The organism is Mesorhizobium ciceri biovar biserrulae (assembly GCF_001618845.1).
GTDB classification, from domain to species: Bacteria; Pseudomonadota; Alphaproteobacteria; order Rhizobiales; family Rhizobiaceae; genus Mesorhizobium; species Mesorhizobium ciceri.
Genome location: NZ_CP015064.1, coordinates 4,373,536 through 4,389,393, shown reverse-complemented (window position 1 = coordinate 4,389,393; position 15,858 = coordinate 4,373,536). Strand labels below are relative to the sequence as shown.

Genomic DNA, 15,858 nt, shown 5'->3' with positions numbered 1-15,858 from the left:
TCAGGTCAGTACGAAATTACTGGCCCACGTGGCGGCAAGGGACCGGAAAGAACAGTGACTCGCAATGAGCCACTGCCGCCGACTCCGTCAAAGGGATCCACTTACAAGCTTGTGGATCCGACCAAGCACGGAAAATAAAGTGACGGCGGGCTTCGGCCCGCCGGTTTCACGATCAGCGGAGGGACGAAATGGTTAAGAAGATCGAAGTTGTTAAAAGGCCTGCAGGTGACGGGAAGACTCGCACTGGCGCAACCAACGAAACAAAATCTCTGAGTACCGATCACTACAAAGCGCGGCTGGGCGTGAAAAGCGGCGGGAAGAAGTCTTGAGCCTCAGCAATTTGGCCGATCTCTTCACAGTGATCGGCTTTCCTCTTGGCTTGGTTGGCGTCGGACTAGTTTTATACCAAATGCGAACCGACAAATTGTCAGCCTCGGCAGGAGCCGTGGCTACACTACACGAGAATATTCGCGTACGGATCGACATGTTGTCCCGCTTAGAGCCGACTCTCGGCGATAGCGAAAACCCTGAATGGACCGGTGCCTTTCGCGACCTCCTAAACGATCTGGAAGTAGCTTGCGCCACCTACCTAGATAGCCAATTCAGCGGTAGGACTGGAAAGCTGGCCGAATTCCTCATTCACGACATGTTGAAGTTGTTCCAAGATGATGAGTCGCTACGGGAGCATCTAAGGGCTGCAATCCACGATCCAGATACATTCGCTAACATCAGGGATCTTTTAGCTCTGGAGAAATAGACGGAGGGTGCCCCAGGGCCATCAGAGCTGGTATGCGACACCGAGCCGTCTACGACATCCTCTTGCGTCGCTCTCTAGCGTTAACCCCAAGCGATCGGTGACGCCATATGCCACCTTCCGGCGCATCCAACCCAGTGTGCTGTTTGGCGCAGTTGATCGGAACAAAGAGAGAGCAAACTGGGTCTGAAGACGGTTCCATCGCGTCTCTAGGTTCGGCAATTGTCCCATACGTCCAAAATGGCGCGATTGCTTGAGCAGGCAGCCCGTCCCGTCGGCTTTCACAAATATTGAGGCGTAGCCGGCATGAAACCTTTTATTCACAAATTTCAAAAGCGACTGGTATTTTTATTGCGACTGCCATTGCGTAGGTTCTATGTGTTTCGTTCTGCATGGGGGTGTAGTTGTCTGACGTCGAAAAATCGGTCTTCCAGAGCGATCTGCCTCTGAGGGAGAAACTCGAGCGTGCCAGGATGGAGCTGCTCGACCTTTCCGCGCGCAATCGGCTTTTGAACGTGCCGCGGTTTTCCAAGAGCGCGAAGACGATCGACATCGTCGATGAGAAGTCGTCCGAGATTTATCGGTTGCTGGTGAACGAAGGCAAGGCCTTTACCTTCCTCGCCGGCAAGCCCGATAGACCGAAGGCAGGCCAAGAAGCCGCCGCGGATGACGAGATTGACTACTCGCCCATTTCCCTGGCTCAGCCAGAGGACGATGGGGTCGACGATCGGGGGATCTCGACGCGACATTCAGACACCAAGCTGCAAACGCGGATGACTCCCACCGGCTTGCAACGCCGGCTTCTTGATCTCTACCACGATGCCAGGACGCTAGAAGAGGAGCAGGGCGTTAACGTCCTCTTTCTGGCGCTCGGAATGCTGAAGTGGGTTGACCCGAACAACAAGGAAAACATCCGTCAAGCACCGCTCATTTTGGTACCGGTTCGTCTCGAGCGAGGAACGGCCGGAGAGAAGTTCCGGTTACGCGCGAGGCCTGAGGATCAGAGCGCGAATCTCTCTCTCGAACTCTATCTCGATCGGATGCACAAGCTCGCCATGCCGAGCTTCGATGCTGGAGACGACTTCGACGCCTCAAAGTACCTCGATGCCGTGGCCGCAGCGATCTCAACCAAAGAAGGTTGGGAGGTGCTCCAGGACGACATGGTGCTGGGGTTCTTCTCGTTCGCGAAGTTTTTGATGTACCGGGACCTTGATCCCGAAATCTGGCCCGATGGCACCAAGATCATCGAACAGCCGAAGATCCGCTCGCTCCTTTCAGACGGCTTTGAAGCACGCGAGCCGCTGATGTCTGATGATATCGCGATCGATCCGCACATTGCGCCTGCGGAGATGTTGCATATTGTCGACAGCGACAGTTCCCAGACGCTCGCGATCCATGATGTCAGGAAGGGGCGCGACCTTGTGATCCAAGGTCCTCCCGGCACAGGCAAATCGCAGACGATTGCAAACGTTATCGCGTCGGCCGTGGCCGACGGAAAAACCGTCCTTTTCGTAGCCGAAAAAATGGCCGCGCTGGAGGTCGTTAAGCGTCGCCTCGACAATGCCGGGGTAGGTGACGCTTGCCTGGAACTCCACAGCAACAAGGCGAACAAGCGCATGATGCTGGAGGAGCTGCGCCGCACCTGGCAGCTCGGATCGCCCCGAGGCCAATTTCCGTCTGCGCTCACCGACCAGTTGTTGCAGGCGCGAGATAGACTCAATGCGCATGCCGACCGGATGCATGTACCGTTTGGCGCATCCGCCCTGACGCCGTACCAGGTGTTCGGCCAGTTAACCCGGCTCAGGCAGAGTGGGCAAAAACCCGTTGATATCGAACTCGCGGGTGCCACCGATTGGACGAGTGAGGGCGTCTCGTCACGCCGGAAGCTGCTCGACGAGGTCTCTCAGCGGATCAACGAAATCGGGCTACCCATCCACCATCCCTGGAGAGGGGTTGGCCTGGATGTCGTACTGCCGACCACCGTCGAACGGTTTATCCCACGGATATCATCCTTGCTGGATCAAGCGAAGGCCGTACAGGCCAAACTGATTGACATTGCCGCGCGGATCGAGGCCGAGCCTCCGCGAATTCTGAGCGACAGCGGCGAGATAGAAGATCGCGGGGAACTTCTTGCTTCCGCACCAGAGCTGCCCGCCGACGCGTTGGTCTCGCCAGCGTGGGACGACCAGCCGAAGGAAATCGCGTCGGTCCTTTGGACAGGATCGGATTTCGCCCGCAAATTCGAAGACGTTTCTCGGCATTTGGCGGCGACAGCGATCGACACCCCAATTGACGATCTCGAGACAGAGCTTGCGAAACTGCCATCGGAATTTCCGAAAGACGGCTTTGTCCGCGCGCACCATCTGGCCGTTCTGCTCCCGCGATTGCGGGATGAAGCGGAGCGGTTGAATCAGGAGCTGGGGTCAACGGTTGTACCGGACACGCTGGCAGGGCTCGTTAGACTAATCGTGACGGGGGAGAGAGTTGCGGCCGCCCCTGACGCAAGTCCAGAAGCGTTTGCTGCGACCGTGTGGGACTCTGGACTTGAACAAGCAGCAGATCTTGCCGAGAGCGTCGCAACGCTTGAGGCGGTTCAAGCAGAACTGAAGGGCAAGGTTGTCGACGCTGCCTGGAACACGGACGTAGCACCGACAAGGCAGGCCCTCGCAACCCAAACCGGACTGTTGAAGGCACTGAGCGGCGACTACCGCCGCGCCAAAGCACTTGTGCGATCCCTTCTGGTTGATTCCAACGCGCCGTCGACCGAGATCGTGCGTCTTCTAGACGTATTGATGAAGGGACAAGCGGCGGCCTCGAGGGTCCGTGATGGCGACACCTTTGGTCGTTCCGCCTTCGGAGCGGATTGGCGCCGGGAGAAATCGTCGTCGGCACCGCTCTTGGCGCTAGTGGAATGGATGCGCACGCTGAGGGGTCTTGGCTCGGAACCGCGTCTTATCGCTGGGCGGATGGCCGAACGCTCCGAAGCGGGCGCGCGGGCGCTCCGGGTTCGCAAGGTGATCGATATCGGCCGGCCGATGATCGAGGGCTTCTGGAATGATCTCGGTCACCTCGCGCCGTCCATGCTGGGTGACGTGGCTTCCGCAGAAAGAGCTTCACTGCAGCTGATGGAAGTGAAGGCGCGCTCCGTGGCACAAGCGGACGAAGCGTCTAGAGAGCTTCTGGCCACCGTGCCCGATCGGTTGTCGCATCGGCTGGAGCTCGTAAGACGCCTGGGCGCCCTACAGACGCTTGCTCAAGAGATCGATGCGGCTCACGCCCTTGGCACGTCAGCATTCGGTTCGTCTTGGCTCGGGCGAGGATCCAACTGGGCCGCGCTTACGCAGGCCGAGCTCTGGCTGAAAAATAATAGCGCACTTCGACACCTTGTCGCCCGTTTGCCTGACAGGGTCGAGATAGCGAAATCAGCTCGTGCAATGCGAGAAGCGACCCAAGCCGCGGCGCTGCAATTCAGGGCGGTTGCAGAGGATTTGAAAGCTGACGCTTCGTCGTTGTTTGGAGTAGGCGATTTCTCCGAGGTCGTGATACCCGAGTTGATTGCTCGATTGCAGGGCTGGGTCGAGAATCACGAACAGCTCTCGAAATGGGTTGCCTACGAAGAACGATCCGACACTGCCCGAAAGGCCGGATTAGGGCAGTTGATAGACGGCCTGGCCAACGGCCAGATTCCAACCGCATTGGCGCGGTCGGTTTTCGATATGGCCTATTACGAGAAAATGCTGACGGCGATGGCTTATAGAGAGCCGGAGCTAGGGAGGTTCGACGGCGAGCTTCATTCCAGAGCTGTCCGCGACTTTGCTGATTTGGACCGACAAAGGATCAAGGCTAGCGCCATCGAGGTCGTGACCGCACATCATCGGAAGATACCTCCAAGAGATGGCGGAGCTGGGCCTGTCGGATTGCTTCGATCTGAGATGGCTCGCAAGAGGGGCCATATGCCTGTCCGGCAGTTGATGCTCAAGGCAGGGCCTGCTATCCAAGCGCTGAAGCCGGTGTTCATGATGAGCCCGCTTTCGGTGGCACAGTTTTTGTCGCCCGGTCGGATGTCGTTCGACCTCTTGGTTATGGACGAAGCGTCTCAGATCCAGCCGGTGGATGCGCTCGGCGCAATTGCCAGGGCGAACCAGGTGGTTGTCGTTGGCGATGAACGGCAACTGCCGCCGACCACATTTTTCGCGAAGATGACGGGCTCGCAGTCTGAAGATGACGACGGAGAGGGTGCACAGGTCGCTGATATCGAGAGCATCCTCGGGCTTTTCACGGCTCGTGGTTTGCCGCAGCGGATGCTTCGCTGGCACTACCGCAGTCGCCATCAATCGCTGATCGCCGTGTCGAATAGCCAGTTCTACGAGAACCGGCTCTTCATTGTGCCGAGCCCCTACACCCAGGAGGCCGGCATGGGGCTGCGATTCCATCACGTGCCGGACGGGGTGTTCGATTCAGGAGGGACCGGAACGAACCCGATCGAGGCGCGAGCTGTAGCAGAAGCGATCATCCGTCATGCGAAGTCGAATCCGCAGGAGTCTCTGGGCGTTGCGACTTTCTCTGTTAGCCAGCGTCGTGCAATTCAAGATGAGCTTGAAGCGCTGCGGCGACTGAATACCGACACGGAAGACTTCTTCCACGCTCATCCGAGTGAGCCGTTTTTCGTCAAGAACCTGGAGAACGTTCAAGGCGACGAGCGGGATGTAATCATTATCTCGGTAGGGTACGCGAAGAATGCCCAGGGCTATATGGCCATGCGCTTCGGCCCACTCGGTTCGGAAGGCGGTGAGCGTCGCCTCAACGTTCTCATAAGCCGGGCCAAGCGTGCCTGTGAGGTGTACGCGTCGATAACAGATGAGGACATCGACCTTGAGCGCGGAAAGGGCAAGGGGGTGTTCGCCTTCAAGCTCTTTTTGCACTACGCGAGGACCGGGCGTATCTCGCTCGCCCAGACGACGACCCGGGAGATGGATTCAATCTTTGAAGAACAGGTAGCCAACGCATTGATTGAACGAGGCTACCAGGTCCATGCGCAAGTCGGTATCGCGGGCTTCTTCATCGATCTGGCGGTTGCTGATCCGGAGCGGCCAGGGCGCTACCTACTAGGCATCGAATGCGACGGCGCTGAGTATCATTCGTCGCGCTCTGCCAGAGATCGGGATCGGCTGCGTCAGGCTGTCCTGGAAGACCATGGCTGGATCATACATCGCATTTGGAGCGCTGATTGGTTCCAACGGCCGCGCGAACAGCTCGAGCGGACAGTGGCAGCGATTGATGCTGCGACAAGAGAACTCGCTGAACGAGCAGAGTTGGGAAACCAGAGAAGCCGTGCCGCAGCCGTACAAGTCGTAACCGTCGACCGAGGTAATGTTACTGAAATCGGCTTGGAAACCGCCAACGGAACCGCGGCACCAGATCGGACCTACTCGGAAGCCCATATACAGAGACCGCCCGGCCAGTTTGAACTTCACGAGACGCCCACCGGTCTTCTGGCTGGGCTGGTCGAGCAGGTCGTGGCTGCGGAGACGCCAATCCATCTCGATGAGGTGGTATCGCGTATTCGGCTTGCGTGGGGCCTGCAGCGGGCCGGCGGTAGAATTCAGGACGCGATTGAGCGCGGCCTTATTGTCGCCGAAGCACGGGGAGCGGTGGCACGGCGGGGCGACTTCTGCTTTAAGCCCGGCGCCCCTATTCAGCTACGGGACCGCAGCGGTGTCATGTCCCCTGGATTGCGTAAGCCCGAAATGATCTCATCGGAAGAAGTTGCCCAAGGAGCCATTGAGGTGGTGAGATCCAATCTCGGCGCGACGGAGGACGAAATTGGACCGAGCATCGCGAGGATGCTGGGCTTCAAAGCCACAAGCGCTCAATTGAGGCAATTGATTTCAACGGCGGTCGCCGCTGCTGTCGCCAAGGGATCGTTGCGGTACCAAGACGGGCTGCTGATAGACGGCGCAAACGCTCAGTAAGAAATCAGCGAAATGTGAGGGTGGACTTAATCGCCCTCGCTAAATCAGAGCGAACCTGGGACGACCCTGTCCTTGGCTGGAGACTGAATGGCATTTCGATTTGTTCACACGGCCGACATCCATCTCGATTCACCGCTGCGTTGTTCAGCGAGTTGTTACGCTAGTTTCGATGATTGAGTTGACGCCAGAGAATCCAAATTGCGATTCGCATTTTTTCAGCTGAACAACTAGACTTTCTCACCCGTGGGTGGGCCGGTAGAAGTAAATGATACTGTTCTCGCCAATGGATGGTCCGCCGAACATGGGTGCGAATCTCCATGTATACAAATGACCTTAGAAGGAAGAGGGTTTAGATGCTAAGTGTAGCGAAGGTCAAGGCGCAGCTGGACATGGCGCTCCGTGAGGAGACTGCTGCCATTCGCTGGCGGACGGATCGGACCTCGCACCGGCCTGATCGCTTAAGCCCTGACCTGACTGACGCGTGCGTCACATGGACGACTATCCACCAGCGCCCGCCGAAACTTGCCGCTGGCCCAAAGTGGCTGTTCGAAACTTTTCGGCGGAACCCGCCAGGCGTTGCGAGTGCTGGTTGGCTAGAGCAACGAATCGCATTTTAGGGTGGGCATTATGTTCAGACGTATTTCAAGCATCAAGGATTTCGGTGTCTTCAACAACTTCACCGGAGGTACCTTACCGGAGTTCGCGCCCTTCAATCTGATTTACGGCTGGAATTACTCAGGAAAGACAACGCTGTCGCGTGTGTTTCGCTGCCTGGAAGATGGGGCACTTCATCCGGATTATCCCAACGCGCGCTTTGACGTGGTGCACGCTGACGGCACACAGTATGATCATTCCTTTGCAACGCCCTGCAACGTACGTGTGTTCAATGAGGATTTCCGCAAAGCACATCTTCGTTGGGATGATGCCGACGGTTTCAATCCCATCCTCCTGCTCGGTGCCGAAAATATCGAACGACGCGATAACCTCGTACAGAAGCAAATGCAACGTGCGCAACTCGACGATCAGCGTAAGGCAGCCGTCGCTGAGGCCAAGAGACTTGATGACAGAATCAGTAAGGCTGAAACGGATTGTGCCAGCCAGATCGTGAACGAGCTTCCGGTCGGCCGTTTCAACAGGACTAACCTGCGTCCCATAATCAGTGCTTGGAATGGCACGATGCCCGATGCCCTACCTCCCGAGCAGGTTCAGGCAGCACGCGGCAAAGTGAGTGCCGAGCAGAAGGATGTTCTGCCCGATCTTTCGATTGTCACGCACTCCATCAACCAACTCTGGCGCGAAGGCATTGCTCTCCTGAGCGACCAGATCGACTCATCTGCCACGATCGCGCGCCTTGTGGAACAACCGGATATTGCAGCATGGGTTGAACATGGGCGACACCTGCATGACGGCAAGTCGCACTGTGAATTCTGCGAAGGAGAACTGACTACCGCGCGCAAGGCGGCACTCAACGCCCACTTTTCCGATGCGTTTGATGATCTCATGAAGCGGATCACCACAACGATTGATGAACTTACTGGGCAACGGATGGAGTTTTCCGGTGCCGCCTATCCCCGATCAGGCTTTTATGCGGATCTGCATGATGAACATATACAGGCTGGTCGCGAGCTGGCACTCGCTAGAGACGGCTTCAACGGTGCCATACAGGCGCTCATCGATGCCCTGAAGAAAAAGCAGAGAAATCCGTTCGACATTGTGCAGCCACCGGACGGCGAACCACAATCCCATCCACTCGCTGCGGCAGCGAGGCGTTTTCAGGCCCTGATAGATGAGAACAATGATCGCACCCGTCGGTTCAACTCCGCGCGCAACGAAGCTGTTGCCATGCTAAAGGATCATTACGCAGCCGACGCGATGCGCCGGATCGATCGGTTTGCACTTGAGGTCCGAATTGGTGCTCAGAAGAAAGCTGTAACGGACTCTGAAGCGGCCCTTGTTGTCCTTGATCTGGAGATCGCCAACCTTCAGGCGGAACTCTCAAACGCGACCAAAGGTGCGGAAGCCATCAACGAGACCCTTCGGCGATTTTTCGGCAAAGCCGATATTCAGGTTAATGTCACTGACAGCGACCGTTTTCAGCTGATGCGCGGCGAAGCACCTGCCCGAAACTTGAGCGAAGGCGAGCGTACGGCGATCGCCTTCTGTTACTTCATCACCAAGCTGCTCGAAAACGGAAACAATCTCTCGCAGACCATCGTCTATATCGACGATCCGATATCGAGCCTTGACGCGCACCATCTTCTGCACGTTTGCGCATTCATCAGAACCATATTTTACCGGTTCAACGAAGGGGCGCCCAAACCCGCCAGGCATGAATGTCTGGCCAGGCAACTGTTCATCTCGACCCACAGCCATGAGTTTTTCAATCTCATGCTGGATTGGATGAGGAAGATGACTGATCAGATGTATCGGACATATCTCGTTGAGCGGACGGACGCGAATGGCCTTGTCGCTTCGAAGATTATTCCATGCCCTGACAGCATTCAGAAATATCGCTCCGAGTACCTCTACATCTTTCACCAGATTGCCGGCTACGCCGAGAACCCCCAGAACGATCATCAGATCATCTTCAATCTCGGCAACATGGCGAGGAGGTTCATCGAAGGGTACGCTTCGTTCAAGTTCCTCGAGCACGTTAACATAGATAGCAGTATTGATCGTCTCATCACCGATCCGGTTGATGCTGAGCGCGCCCGCAAATTTATGCATTTCTATTCTCACACGCTTTCGAGAAGTGCCGGAATGCGTTTACCAGACATGAGTGAGGCGCAAGCAATCGTTACATTAATCCTGGATGCCGTGCGGAACCACGACCCCGTTCATTACGGCTCGCTTGAAGCAACACGCTGATGCGCTCGTCGAACGGCCGGGACACCTCGGCGCTCCGCCTGCGCATCATGGATCTCCTCACAACTGGCGACGCACAATCTCTCGACACTGCCGCAGCTCTGACAGGCTTCCTCCGCGCCGCGGAGGATGCGTCCCGCCTGGTCGCGACCTTCTTGGAACCAGGGACCCCCCGCCAAATCAGGCTCAGGATACTGGCCTCGTTTCGCGCGCTGGGCTTCTACACGCCCGGACTGCTTCCGGTGGCGCGCGCGATGATTGCCGGGCAGATCCACCAGGAGGCGCATCTCGTCGCTACCTACCTCGGTGAACACGGAGATGCAGATGCCCGGCGCGCCGTTATTGACTGGCTGTCAGAGCAGGACATAGGGAGTTCATCATGGTCGCACCAAGGTTACCTGCGTCCGCTCATCGACCATCCCCAGAGGGCAGGGCTGCGGTCGTCAGCTTCCTGCGGCGCTCGCGAGCGAATGGACACCTGATCTCGATGGCGGGCTGTTGCGACTGCTTGCCGAGGCGGGCGACGGCCGGGCCCGAGACGAGCTGCTGCGCGCGGCCTACCGCCACTCGGGGTTTGACCGCGGCAACGCGATCGGGGCCATTGGCTATTTGCGAAGCGAGGATCCGGAAGAGGCCTATTTCGCCGCGCAATGCTTGCTCACGCGCCACAAGGTACCAGCTGCCGCCGACCTGATGCTTGAGATCGACCCGGATAGCGCCGCCCCGGAACTCCTGAACCGCTACCCGGACGCGAAGCCTTCCCTTCGCCTGCAGCTCGAGCGGCGCCTTCGCGTACATCTGGGGGGCGACAGACTGGCAGCGCTGCTCGCTCCGCTGGCGAGCTCGCAGCGCTCAAAGGACCGAGTCTTGGCGGCTCAGGTAGCCGCGGTCATTCCTTCGGCTGTGGTTGTACCTTGGCTTGACCAGCTCGCAGCCGAAACCCTGCCGGCCGTATGCGATGCCGCTCTTGTGGCGCTCCGTCAACGTCGCCTTGAAACGTCTGCGCTACTGCATCGCGGTCGGCTGCTCGATTCGCCGAAGCCGATCCAGTGGACTCGCTTGGTAAAAATCATTGAAATCGTCGATCCTTATTATCTGTGGGCGCGCAACGATCCGGTCAGCCTCAAGGAAGTGTTTGAGGTGCTCCCGTATGAGTTTGTCGTCGAGGCCCGCCAGCTTCGTTCGCGACTTCTGAAGGATCGGGAGAACGCGGCCTCCAGGGCGGACAAGGATCGTTGACGCGCCGCGAGCACGGTTGAGTGCAGCTCGGCGAAGATTGGTCCCACGTCTGAACGCAGGACAAATCGAAGGCGGAGAGACGATACAGTATTTTAGCGAGTGGATAGAGTGGAAAGACAGAAAGAAAAGCAAATATGCGTTGATTGTTCATGTCTCGCCGCGCATTATCGAGCTGGGTGGGGACATGACGAAATTTTCGAACACTACTGAATGCGAATGTGTGGTGAAGATCCCGCCGCAGTTCGAGAAATACGCCGATGCCGCGATGCTTCGGCTGCAGGCCCTCTACCCAAACTGCCGCCTTGAGTGGAAAGGCGGTACGATATCAATAGGCTCATCAGCCGGTATTGAAGACCAGCTTCGAAAAGATATTTTGTACGCCGTCTACCGCGAGAAAATATACGCGGAAACCTTGTCCACGCGTGAAGCGCTGGTCGCCGCGGTGACACGCCGATGAACGTATGGCCATTGAAGTTCCGCGAGATGTCGGAGGGTTCGGTGCTGTTCTCCGATGACGCAGGCGAGTTCTTCAAGTCCAGCCACGGCTTCCTGGACCGGTACGCCACCGACAACCTGTCCCCCGCCGATGAGACCTTCCTGAACGAGGGAAATCACGGCTTCGACAAGGAGTTCGACCTTCACTGGACATCGTTCGCCTACAGGTGGGCGAGGCGCCAGTCGAGGCCGACGAGAATGAACTACGTCATCCTCGTGCCGACGCTCCGCTGCAATCTTGCCTGCGGCTATTGCCAGGTTTCCCGCGCTCCCGAAACGGCCCGCGGGTTCGATTGGTCGCCCGAAACCCTCGCTGGCGTCCTCTCGTTTCTCGACAGTCTGGAAGGTCCCGACATCAAGATCGAATTCCAGGGTGGCGAGCCCCTGCTCCGGGTCGACATGCTGGAAGCTGTCCGCGACTTCTGCCGGGAAAAGTTTTCCCAATCCCAGTTCGTTGTCTGCACGAACTTGCAGCGACTGGATCCGCGCGCATGGGTGTTCCTCGATGCCGACGACACCTTCATCAGCACTTCCCTTGACGGAGACCGGGCAACGCATGAGCGCCAGCGCACGCATGAAAGCGAGGTCACCAACACCTTCTTTCGAAATCTCGAGGCAGCCGTTTCCCGCTATCCGAAGGGCAAGATCTCGGCATTGCCGACGGTGGACGTCGACAACCCACCGGACTTCGAGGCGCTGCTGGACAACTACGAACGCTACGGAGTCCGGTCCGTCTACCTTCGCCCGATAAACCACCAAGGATTCGCGCGAAGGATTCAACAGGGCGACAACGCCCTTGCGCGTTGGAATCGCCTTCATTGCGAATTCATCGACCTGCTGATCGCTCGCAACCGTCGCACTGGACGCTTTATGGAGGAATACTACTTCAGCCAGTGCCTGAAGCGTGTGCTCCGCTTCGATGCCGACAACCACGTCGACATACGCAACCCGAACTTCTTCGCCTCCGACTATGTCGTGATAGACCACGACGGCCGCTTCTACCCGACCGACGAGGCGCGCATGCTGTCCAGGACCGGCCGTATCGATCTCAGCATTGGCGATGTCGGAACAGGAATCGACCGGGCAAAGGTAGACGTTCTCAATTCGGGGGCACTCAACCATTTCGATCCGGATTGCATCCATTGCGCCTATCAGCCGTTCTGCGGCACTGACGTGATCGACGATATCTCCCGGTATGGCCGGATCGACATTCCGCGGCCTGACACATGGTTCTGCGGCCGGCAATTGTCTCTCTTCGACAAGGTCTTTGAGCTCCTCTACCGAAACGACGAGCCGACGCGCGCCTCGCTGGCCGCCTGGCTCGGCGTTGCCGGCTGGACCGGCGACATGGCGCCGGTGCACCCATGATACCCTTGCGCATCAAGGTGGAAGCCAACGCTGACCAGCCTTTCGTGGTCCGGCTTCGCTCGTTTGAGCTCGCGGTCTGCGAGCAAAGGACTGAACAACTGACTCCTTTCGACGTCGCACTGGAGCGCGTCGGCCCGGAAGGGGCTGATTACGTCGGCGAGGGCGGTCCCATACGAATCCTTGGCATCGATCCTTCCAAGGTCGATGGCGACGTGTTGTTCGTGAACCCTCGGCGTGGAACTGCAGATCGCCTTATCCGTAGTGCGTCTCAACACAACACCTTCCTGGTCACGGAGCGGTGCGACCAGGTTTGCCTGATGTGCTCCCAGCCGCCCAAGAAGCACCACGTCGATCTATTCCCGTATTTCGAAACCGCGGCGTTGCTTGCGCCGGAAGGCGCGACCATCGGGATCTCCGGTGGGGAGCCGACGCTTTTCAAAACTCAGCTGTTCCGATTCCTAGAGAGGGTGCTTTTGGCGCGCCCGGACCTTTCCTTCCACATCCTGACCAATGGCCAGCATTTCGATCTGGATGATTGGAAGGCGATGAGTCGTATCGATCGGGGAAGGGTGGTCTGGGGAATCCCTCTCTATTCCTGCGATCCCGCTGTTCATGACGAGATCGTCGGGAAGGCCGGCGCGCACGCGCAACTGCTGGAGAACCTGGCGCTCATGTGCCGCTTGGGTGCCCAGGTAGAGCTCCGCACCGTGCTGATGCGTCCGAATGCGGATGGGCTGCCTCAACTGGCAAGGTTCATCGTCTCCACCCTGCCGTTCATCCGGACATGGGCAGTCATGCAGATGGAAAACATCGGCTTCGGTCGAATGAACTGGAAGACGCTCTTCTACGACAGTTCGGAAGGCTTCGATGTCGTCAGCCGTTCCATCGATCTCGTGCGGAGCCGGGGAATTGATGCCTGGCTCTACAATTTCCCGCTCTGCACGGTACCGGAACCATACCGCTGGCTGGCGCCCGCTACGATCTCTGACTGGAAGCGTGCCTACCGGAAGGAGTGCGAGGGATGCTCGTTGAAGACTCGGTGCGGGGGGTTTTTCGAGTGGCATCCAGCTAATCACGGGTACGGCAAATTGGGGGCGATTCAATGAGGAAACGACTTTTCGCGATACCGTCGCTACTCGCTGCGGGATTCTTGCCTGCCAATGCACAGGCGCTGCCGACCAAGCCAACGTTGGACGGCGATCACGCAAACACGAAATCTCTGTTCGATATTTTTAAGCTCGACCACCTGTATACCTTGGCGGGACATCGCAGCCACAGCAGTCACAGTTCTCACTCGAGCCACAGGTCGTCGTCGGGCGGCTATTCTTACACCCCGCCAGCGCCGAGCCAAGCCGCTCCGCTGTATAACGCGCCGTCCACGCTTGCCCCGATCTATCAACCGCCCGCTATTGCGCCAGCGCCGTCACCGCTGAAGACACTCCCAGGCAATTCCTACAAGTTCAAGGAGATCGTCCAGGAGGTTCAGTTCGCCTTGCTCGCGTTCGGCTACTATAGTGGCGAGATAGACGGCGAGATGAACCCCGAGCTGAGGGCCGGACTACTGCGCATGCAGGCAGACTACTCTTTAAAGGTAACCGGCACCATTACGCCCGAGACGTTGACTGCACTGATGATAGAGGCCAGGTAAGGGACCTTTACCTGCTTGGCACGATCGTAGGTGGCAGGTCCATTGCACAGCCGTGAATCCGCAACGCTTTTGTTCTATCTCAAACTGCTTCGTAATGCGAATGGCGTCCTGCGCGTAGGAAATTGACGGCCTGAGTATGCCGCCGTTCTAGACCCTGTCTCCGAACGTTCGCAAACGAGGTTAGCTACGGTCGGCTGTTTGGCGTCGCGGGAGCATACGGGACGATACGGGAAGCTTTCAGATTTTGGCCCACGAAAAACTCAACAAAATCAAGGAGTTTCATTCGCCCTCCGGGCCCACCATTACCTAAGTCTTTTATTATATTGTGTAATTATCGCCCTTTATCCAGAAACGCACACTTGGAGCGGGCGACGTATCTATGGCGCAAAGACTCGGGATTCTTCTGCCAGATGCGAATCCCTGCCGGGAACCTGGGGCTTCATTGCGGCCGAGACGATCCTGCATCAGAACAGGTGATCGCGGAAGCCTACATGGCAGACGTCACCGAACCCCAGAAGCACATCGGAGGCATGGGGGTGATCGCCGGAGCCTACGGTCTTGCACGATCGCCGGTGTCGCCCTGGCCTGAACGTCCCGGAAGCGCTTCATGATCATTATTCGGCTGTCGCCGTGAATTGCAGGGAGCCGTAGGGGTGTTGGTGGATGTTTCGTCTTCGCCATCTAGCGGATTGGTTTTTGATAGTTACGCCCGCTTGTCGTCCGGATGGCCAAGCTCGCAGAACCACCCGCCCAGATACTTCACCGATGGCGCCTTGGGATCCGGAATCTGCGTCTTCGCCTCGACCGCTGCGCGGAATGGCTCGGCGCTGTCTTGCGGGATGAACCCCAGATGGTTGGCGCCGCTGTTGTCGACCATTTTCAGCTTGTTGTCGGATATGCCGAACGAGATTGTGTGCCCGACGCGCGGCGCCGTCAGTGCTGCTTCGACCAGACGCACGCAGTCGGCGAAGGAAAGATACGACCACAGCATGCGTCGGTCGGCCGGTTCGGGAAAGGACGAGAAGATACGCAGGCAAGCCGTCTCAATGCCGAACTTGTCCCAGTAGAGCCGGCTCAGGCTTTCGACGAAATTCTTCGACACGCCGTAGAGGCTGTCGGGGCGCACCGGCGCATCGACGCCGATATGGGCTTCGACTTCATGATAGCCGATGGCATGCACCGAGGAAGCATAGATAATCCGCTTCACGCCGTGTTTCCGGGCGCCTTCGTAGATGTGGTAGGATCCGCGAATGCTGGAATCCAGGATCGTTTGCCATTCGCATTCAAGCGGCGCACCGCCGAAATGCACGATCGCGTCGCAGTCCTTGGTGGCCGCAAGTGTAGCCTCCATGTCGGCGAGATCGAAGACCGCTTCTTCCTCGTGAGGAGCAAGATCGCCGAACGGTTCGCGACCTGCCAGGCGGATCGTTTTTGCCAGCGGCACCAGCCCCTTTCGCAGTTCCGAGCCAAGCCGGCCGGCGGCGCCGGTGATCAGGATGCGTTCGTAATGCGGCATG

The 15,858-nt window shown here is 58.0% G+C and carries 11 protein-coding genes; 10 read left to right on the top strand and 1 reads right to left on the bottom strand.

What is annotated here, in order from left to right; genetic code table 11:
* Positions 1-188 precede the first annotated feature (188 nt).
* The 10 genes from A4R29_RS34505 to hxsA all read left to right on the top strand — a co-directional run bounded on the left by A4R29_RS34505 (position 189) and on the right by hxsA (position 14,341).
* Positions 189-329, top strand: coding sequence for a hypothetical protein (locus A4R29_RS34505; RefSeq protein WP_155249130.1), 141 nt, complete (start codon positions 189-191; stop codon positions 327-329).
* A complete protein-coding gene (locus tag A4R29_RS20620; RefSeq protein WP_145923778.1) occupies positions 326-757 on the top strand; it encodes a hypothetical protein in 432 nt (143 codons plus the stop codon). Before A4R29_RS34505 ends, A4R29_RS20620 begins: the two co-directional genes overlap by 4 nt.
* A 401-nt stretch (positions 758-1,158) precedes the next feature.
* Positions 1,159-6,726 (top strand): DUF3320 domain-containing protein, encoded by a 5,568-nt coding sequence (locus tag A4R29_RS20615; protein ID WP_063172751.1) that lies wholly within the window; start codon positions 1,159-1,161, stop codon positions 6,724-6,726.
* A 627-nt stretch (positions 6,727-7,353) separates the two neighbouring features.
* Positions 7,354-9,594: an AAA family ATPase gene (locus A4R29_RS20605; RefSeq protein ID WP_082827469.1), complete on the top strand. Its 2,241-nt coding sequence runs from the start codon at positions 7,354-7,356 to the stop codon at positions 9,592-9,594.
* Positions 9,594-10,073 carry a hypothetical protein gene (locus A4R29_RS20600; protein ID WP_063172748.1) on the top strand — a complete coding sequence of 160 codons (480 nt, stop codon included), beginning with the start codon at positions 9,594-9,596 and terminating at the stop codon, positions 10,071-10,073. Before A4R29_RS20605 ends, A4R29_RS20600 begins: the two co-directional genes overlap by 1 nt.
* 16 nt (positions 10,074-10,089) lie before the next feature.
* Positions 10,090-10,830 carry a hypothetical protein gene (locus A4R29_RS20595; RefSeq protein WP_063172747.1) on the top strand — a complete coding sequence of 247 codons (741 nt, stop codon included), beginning with the start codon at positions 10,090-10,092 and terminating at the stop codon, positions 10,828-10,830.
* A gap of 37 nt (positions 10,831-10,867) precedes the next feature.
* A complete protein-coding gene (locus tag A4R29_RS20590) occupies positions 10,868-11,287 on the top strand; it encodes a hypothetical protein (protein WP_063172746.1) in 420 nt (139 codons plus the stop codon).
* Positions 11,284-12,693 (top strand): His-Xaa-Ser system radical SAM maturase HxsB, encoded by a 1,410-nt coding sequence (gene hxsB, locus A4R29_RS20585; RefSeq protein ID WP_063172745.1) that lies wholly within the window; start codon positions 11,284-11,286, stop codon positions 12,691-12,693. Before A4R29_RS20590 ends, hxsB begins: the two co-directional genes overlap by 4 nt.
* A complete protein-coding gene (hxsC, locus tag A4R29_RS20580) occupies positions 12,690-13,799 on the top strand; it encodes a His-Xaa-Ser system radical SAM maturase HxsC (protein ID WP_063172744.1) in 1,110 nt (369 codons plus the stop codon). Before hxsB ends, hxsC begins: the two co-directional genes overlap by 4 nt.
* A complete protein-coding gene (gene hxsA, locus A4R29_RS20575; RefSeq protein WP_063172743.1) occupies positions 13,796-14,341 on the top strand; it encodes a His-Xaa-Ser repeat protein HxsA in 546 nt (181 codons plus the stop codon). The genes hxsC and hxsA overlap by 4 nt, the downstream gene beginning before the upstream one ends.
* Before the next feature lie 703 nt (positions 14,342-15,044).
* Here the strand turns inward: hxsA and A4R29_RS20570 are convergent.
* The gene (locus tag A4R29_RS20570; protein ID WP_063172742.1) at positions 15,045-15,857 is read right to left on the bottom strand and encodes an NAD-dependent epimerase/dehydratase family protein; all 813 of its coding nucleotides are present in this window, start codon (positions 15,855-15,857) and stop codon (positions 15,045-15,047) included.
* Position 15,858: the final 1 nt, after the last annotated feature.

What these genes read in the sequence shown, in the direction of transcription:
- hxsC (WP_063172744.1), top strand. Translation starts at nt 12,690, where the DNA reads ATGATACCCTTGCGCATCAAGGTGGAAGCCAACGCTGACCAGCCTTTC.
- A4R29_RS34505 (WP_155249130.1), top strand. Translation starts at nt 189, where the DNA reads ATGGTTAAGAAGATCGAAGTTGTTAAAAGGCCTGCAGGTGACGGGAAG.
- A4R29_RS20570 (WP_063172742.1), bottom strand. Translation starts at nt 15,857, where the DNA reads ATGCCGCATTACGAACGCATCCTGATCACCGGCGCCGCCGGCCGGCTT.
- A4R29_RS20600 (WP_063172748.1), top strand. Translation starts at nt 9,594, where the DNA reads ATGCGCTCGTCGAACGGCCGGGACACCTCGGCGCTCCGCCTGCGCATC.
- A4R29_RS20605 (WP_082827469.1), top strand. Translation starts at nt 7,354, where the DNA reads ATGTTCAGACGTATTTCAAGCATCAAGGATTTCGGTGTCTTCAACAAC.
- hxsA (WP_063172743.1), top strand. Translation starts at nt 13,796, where the DNA reads ATGAGGAAACGACTTTTCGCGATACCGTCGCTACTCGCTGCGGGATTC.
- hxsB (WP_063172745.1), top strand. Translation starts at nt 11,284, where the DNA reads ATGAACGTATGGCCATTGAAGTTCCGCGAGATGTCGGAGGGTTCGGTG.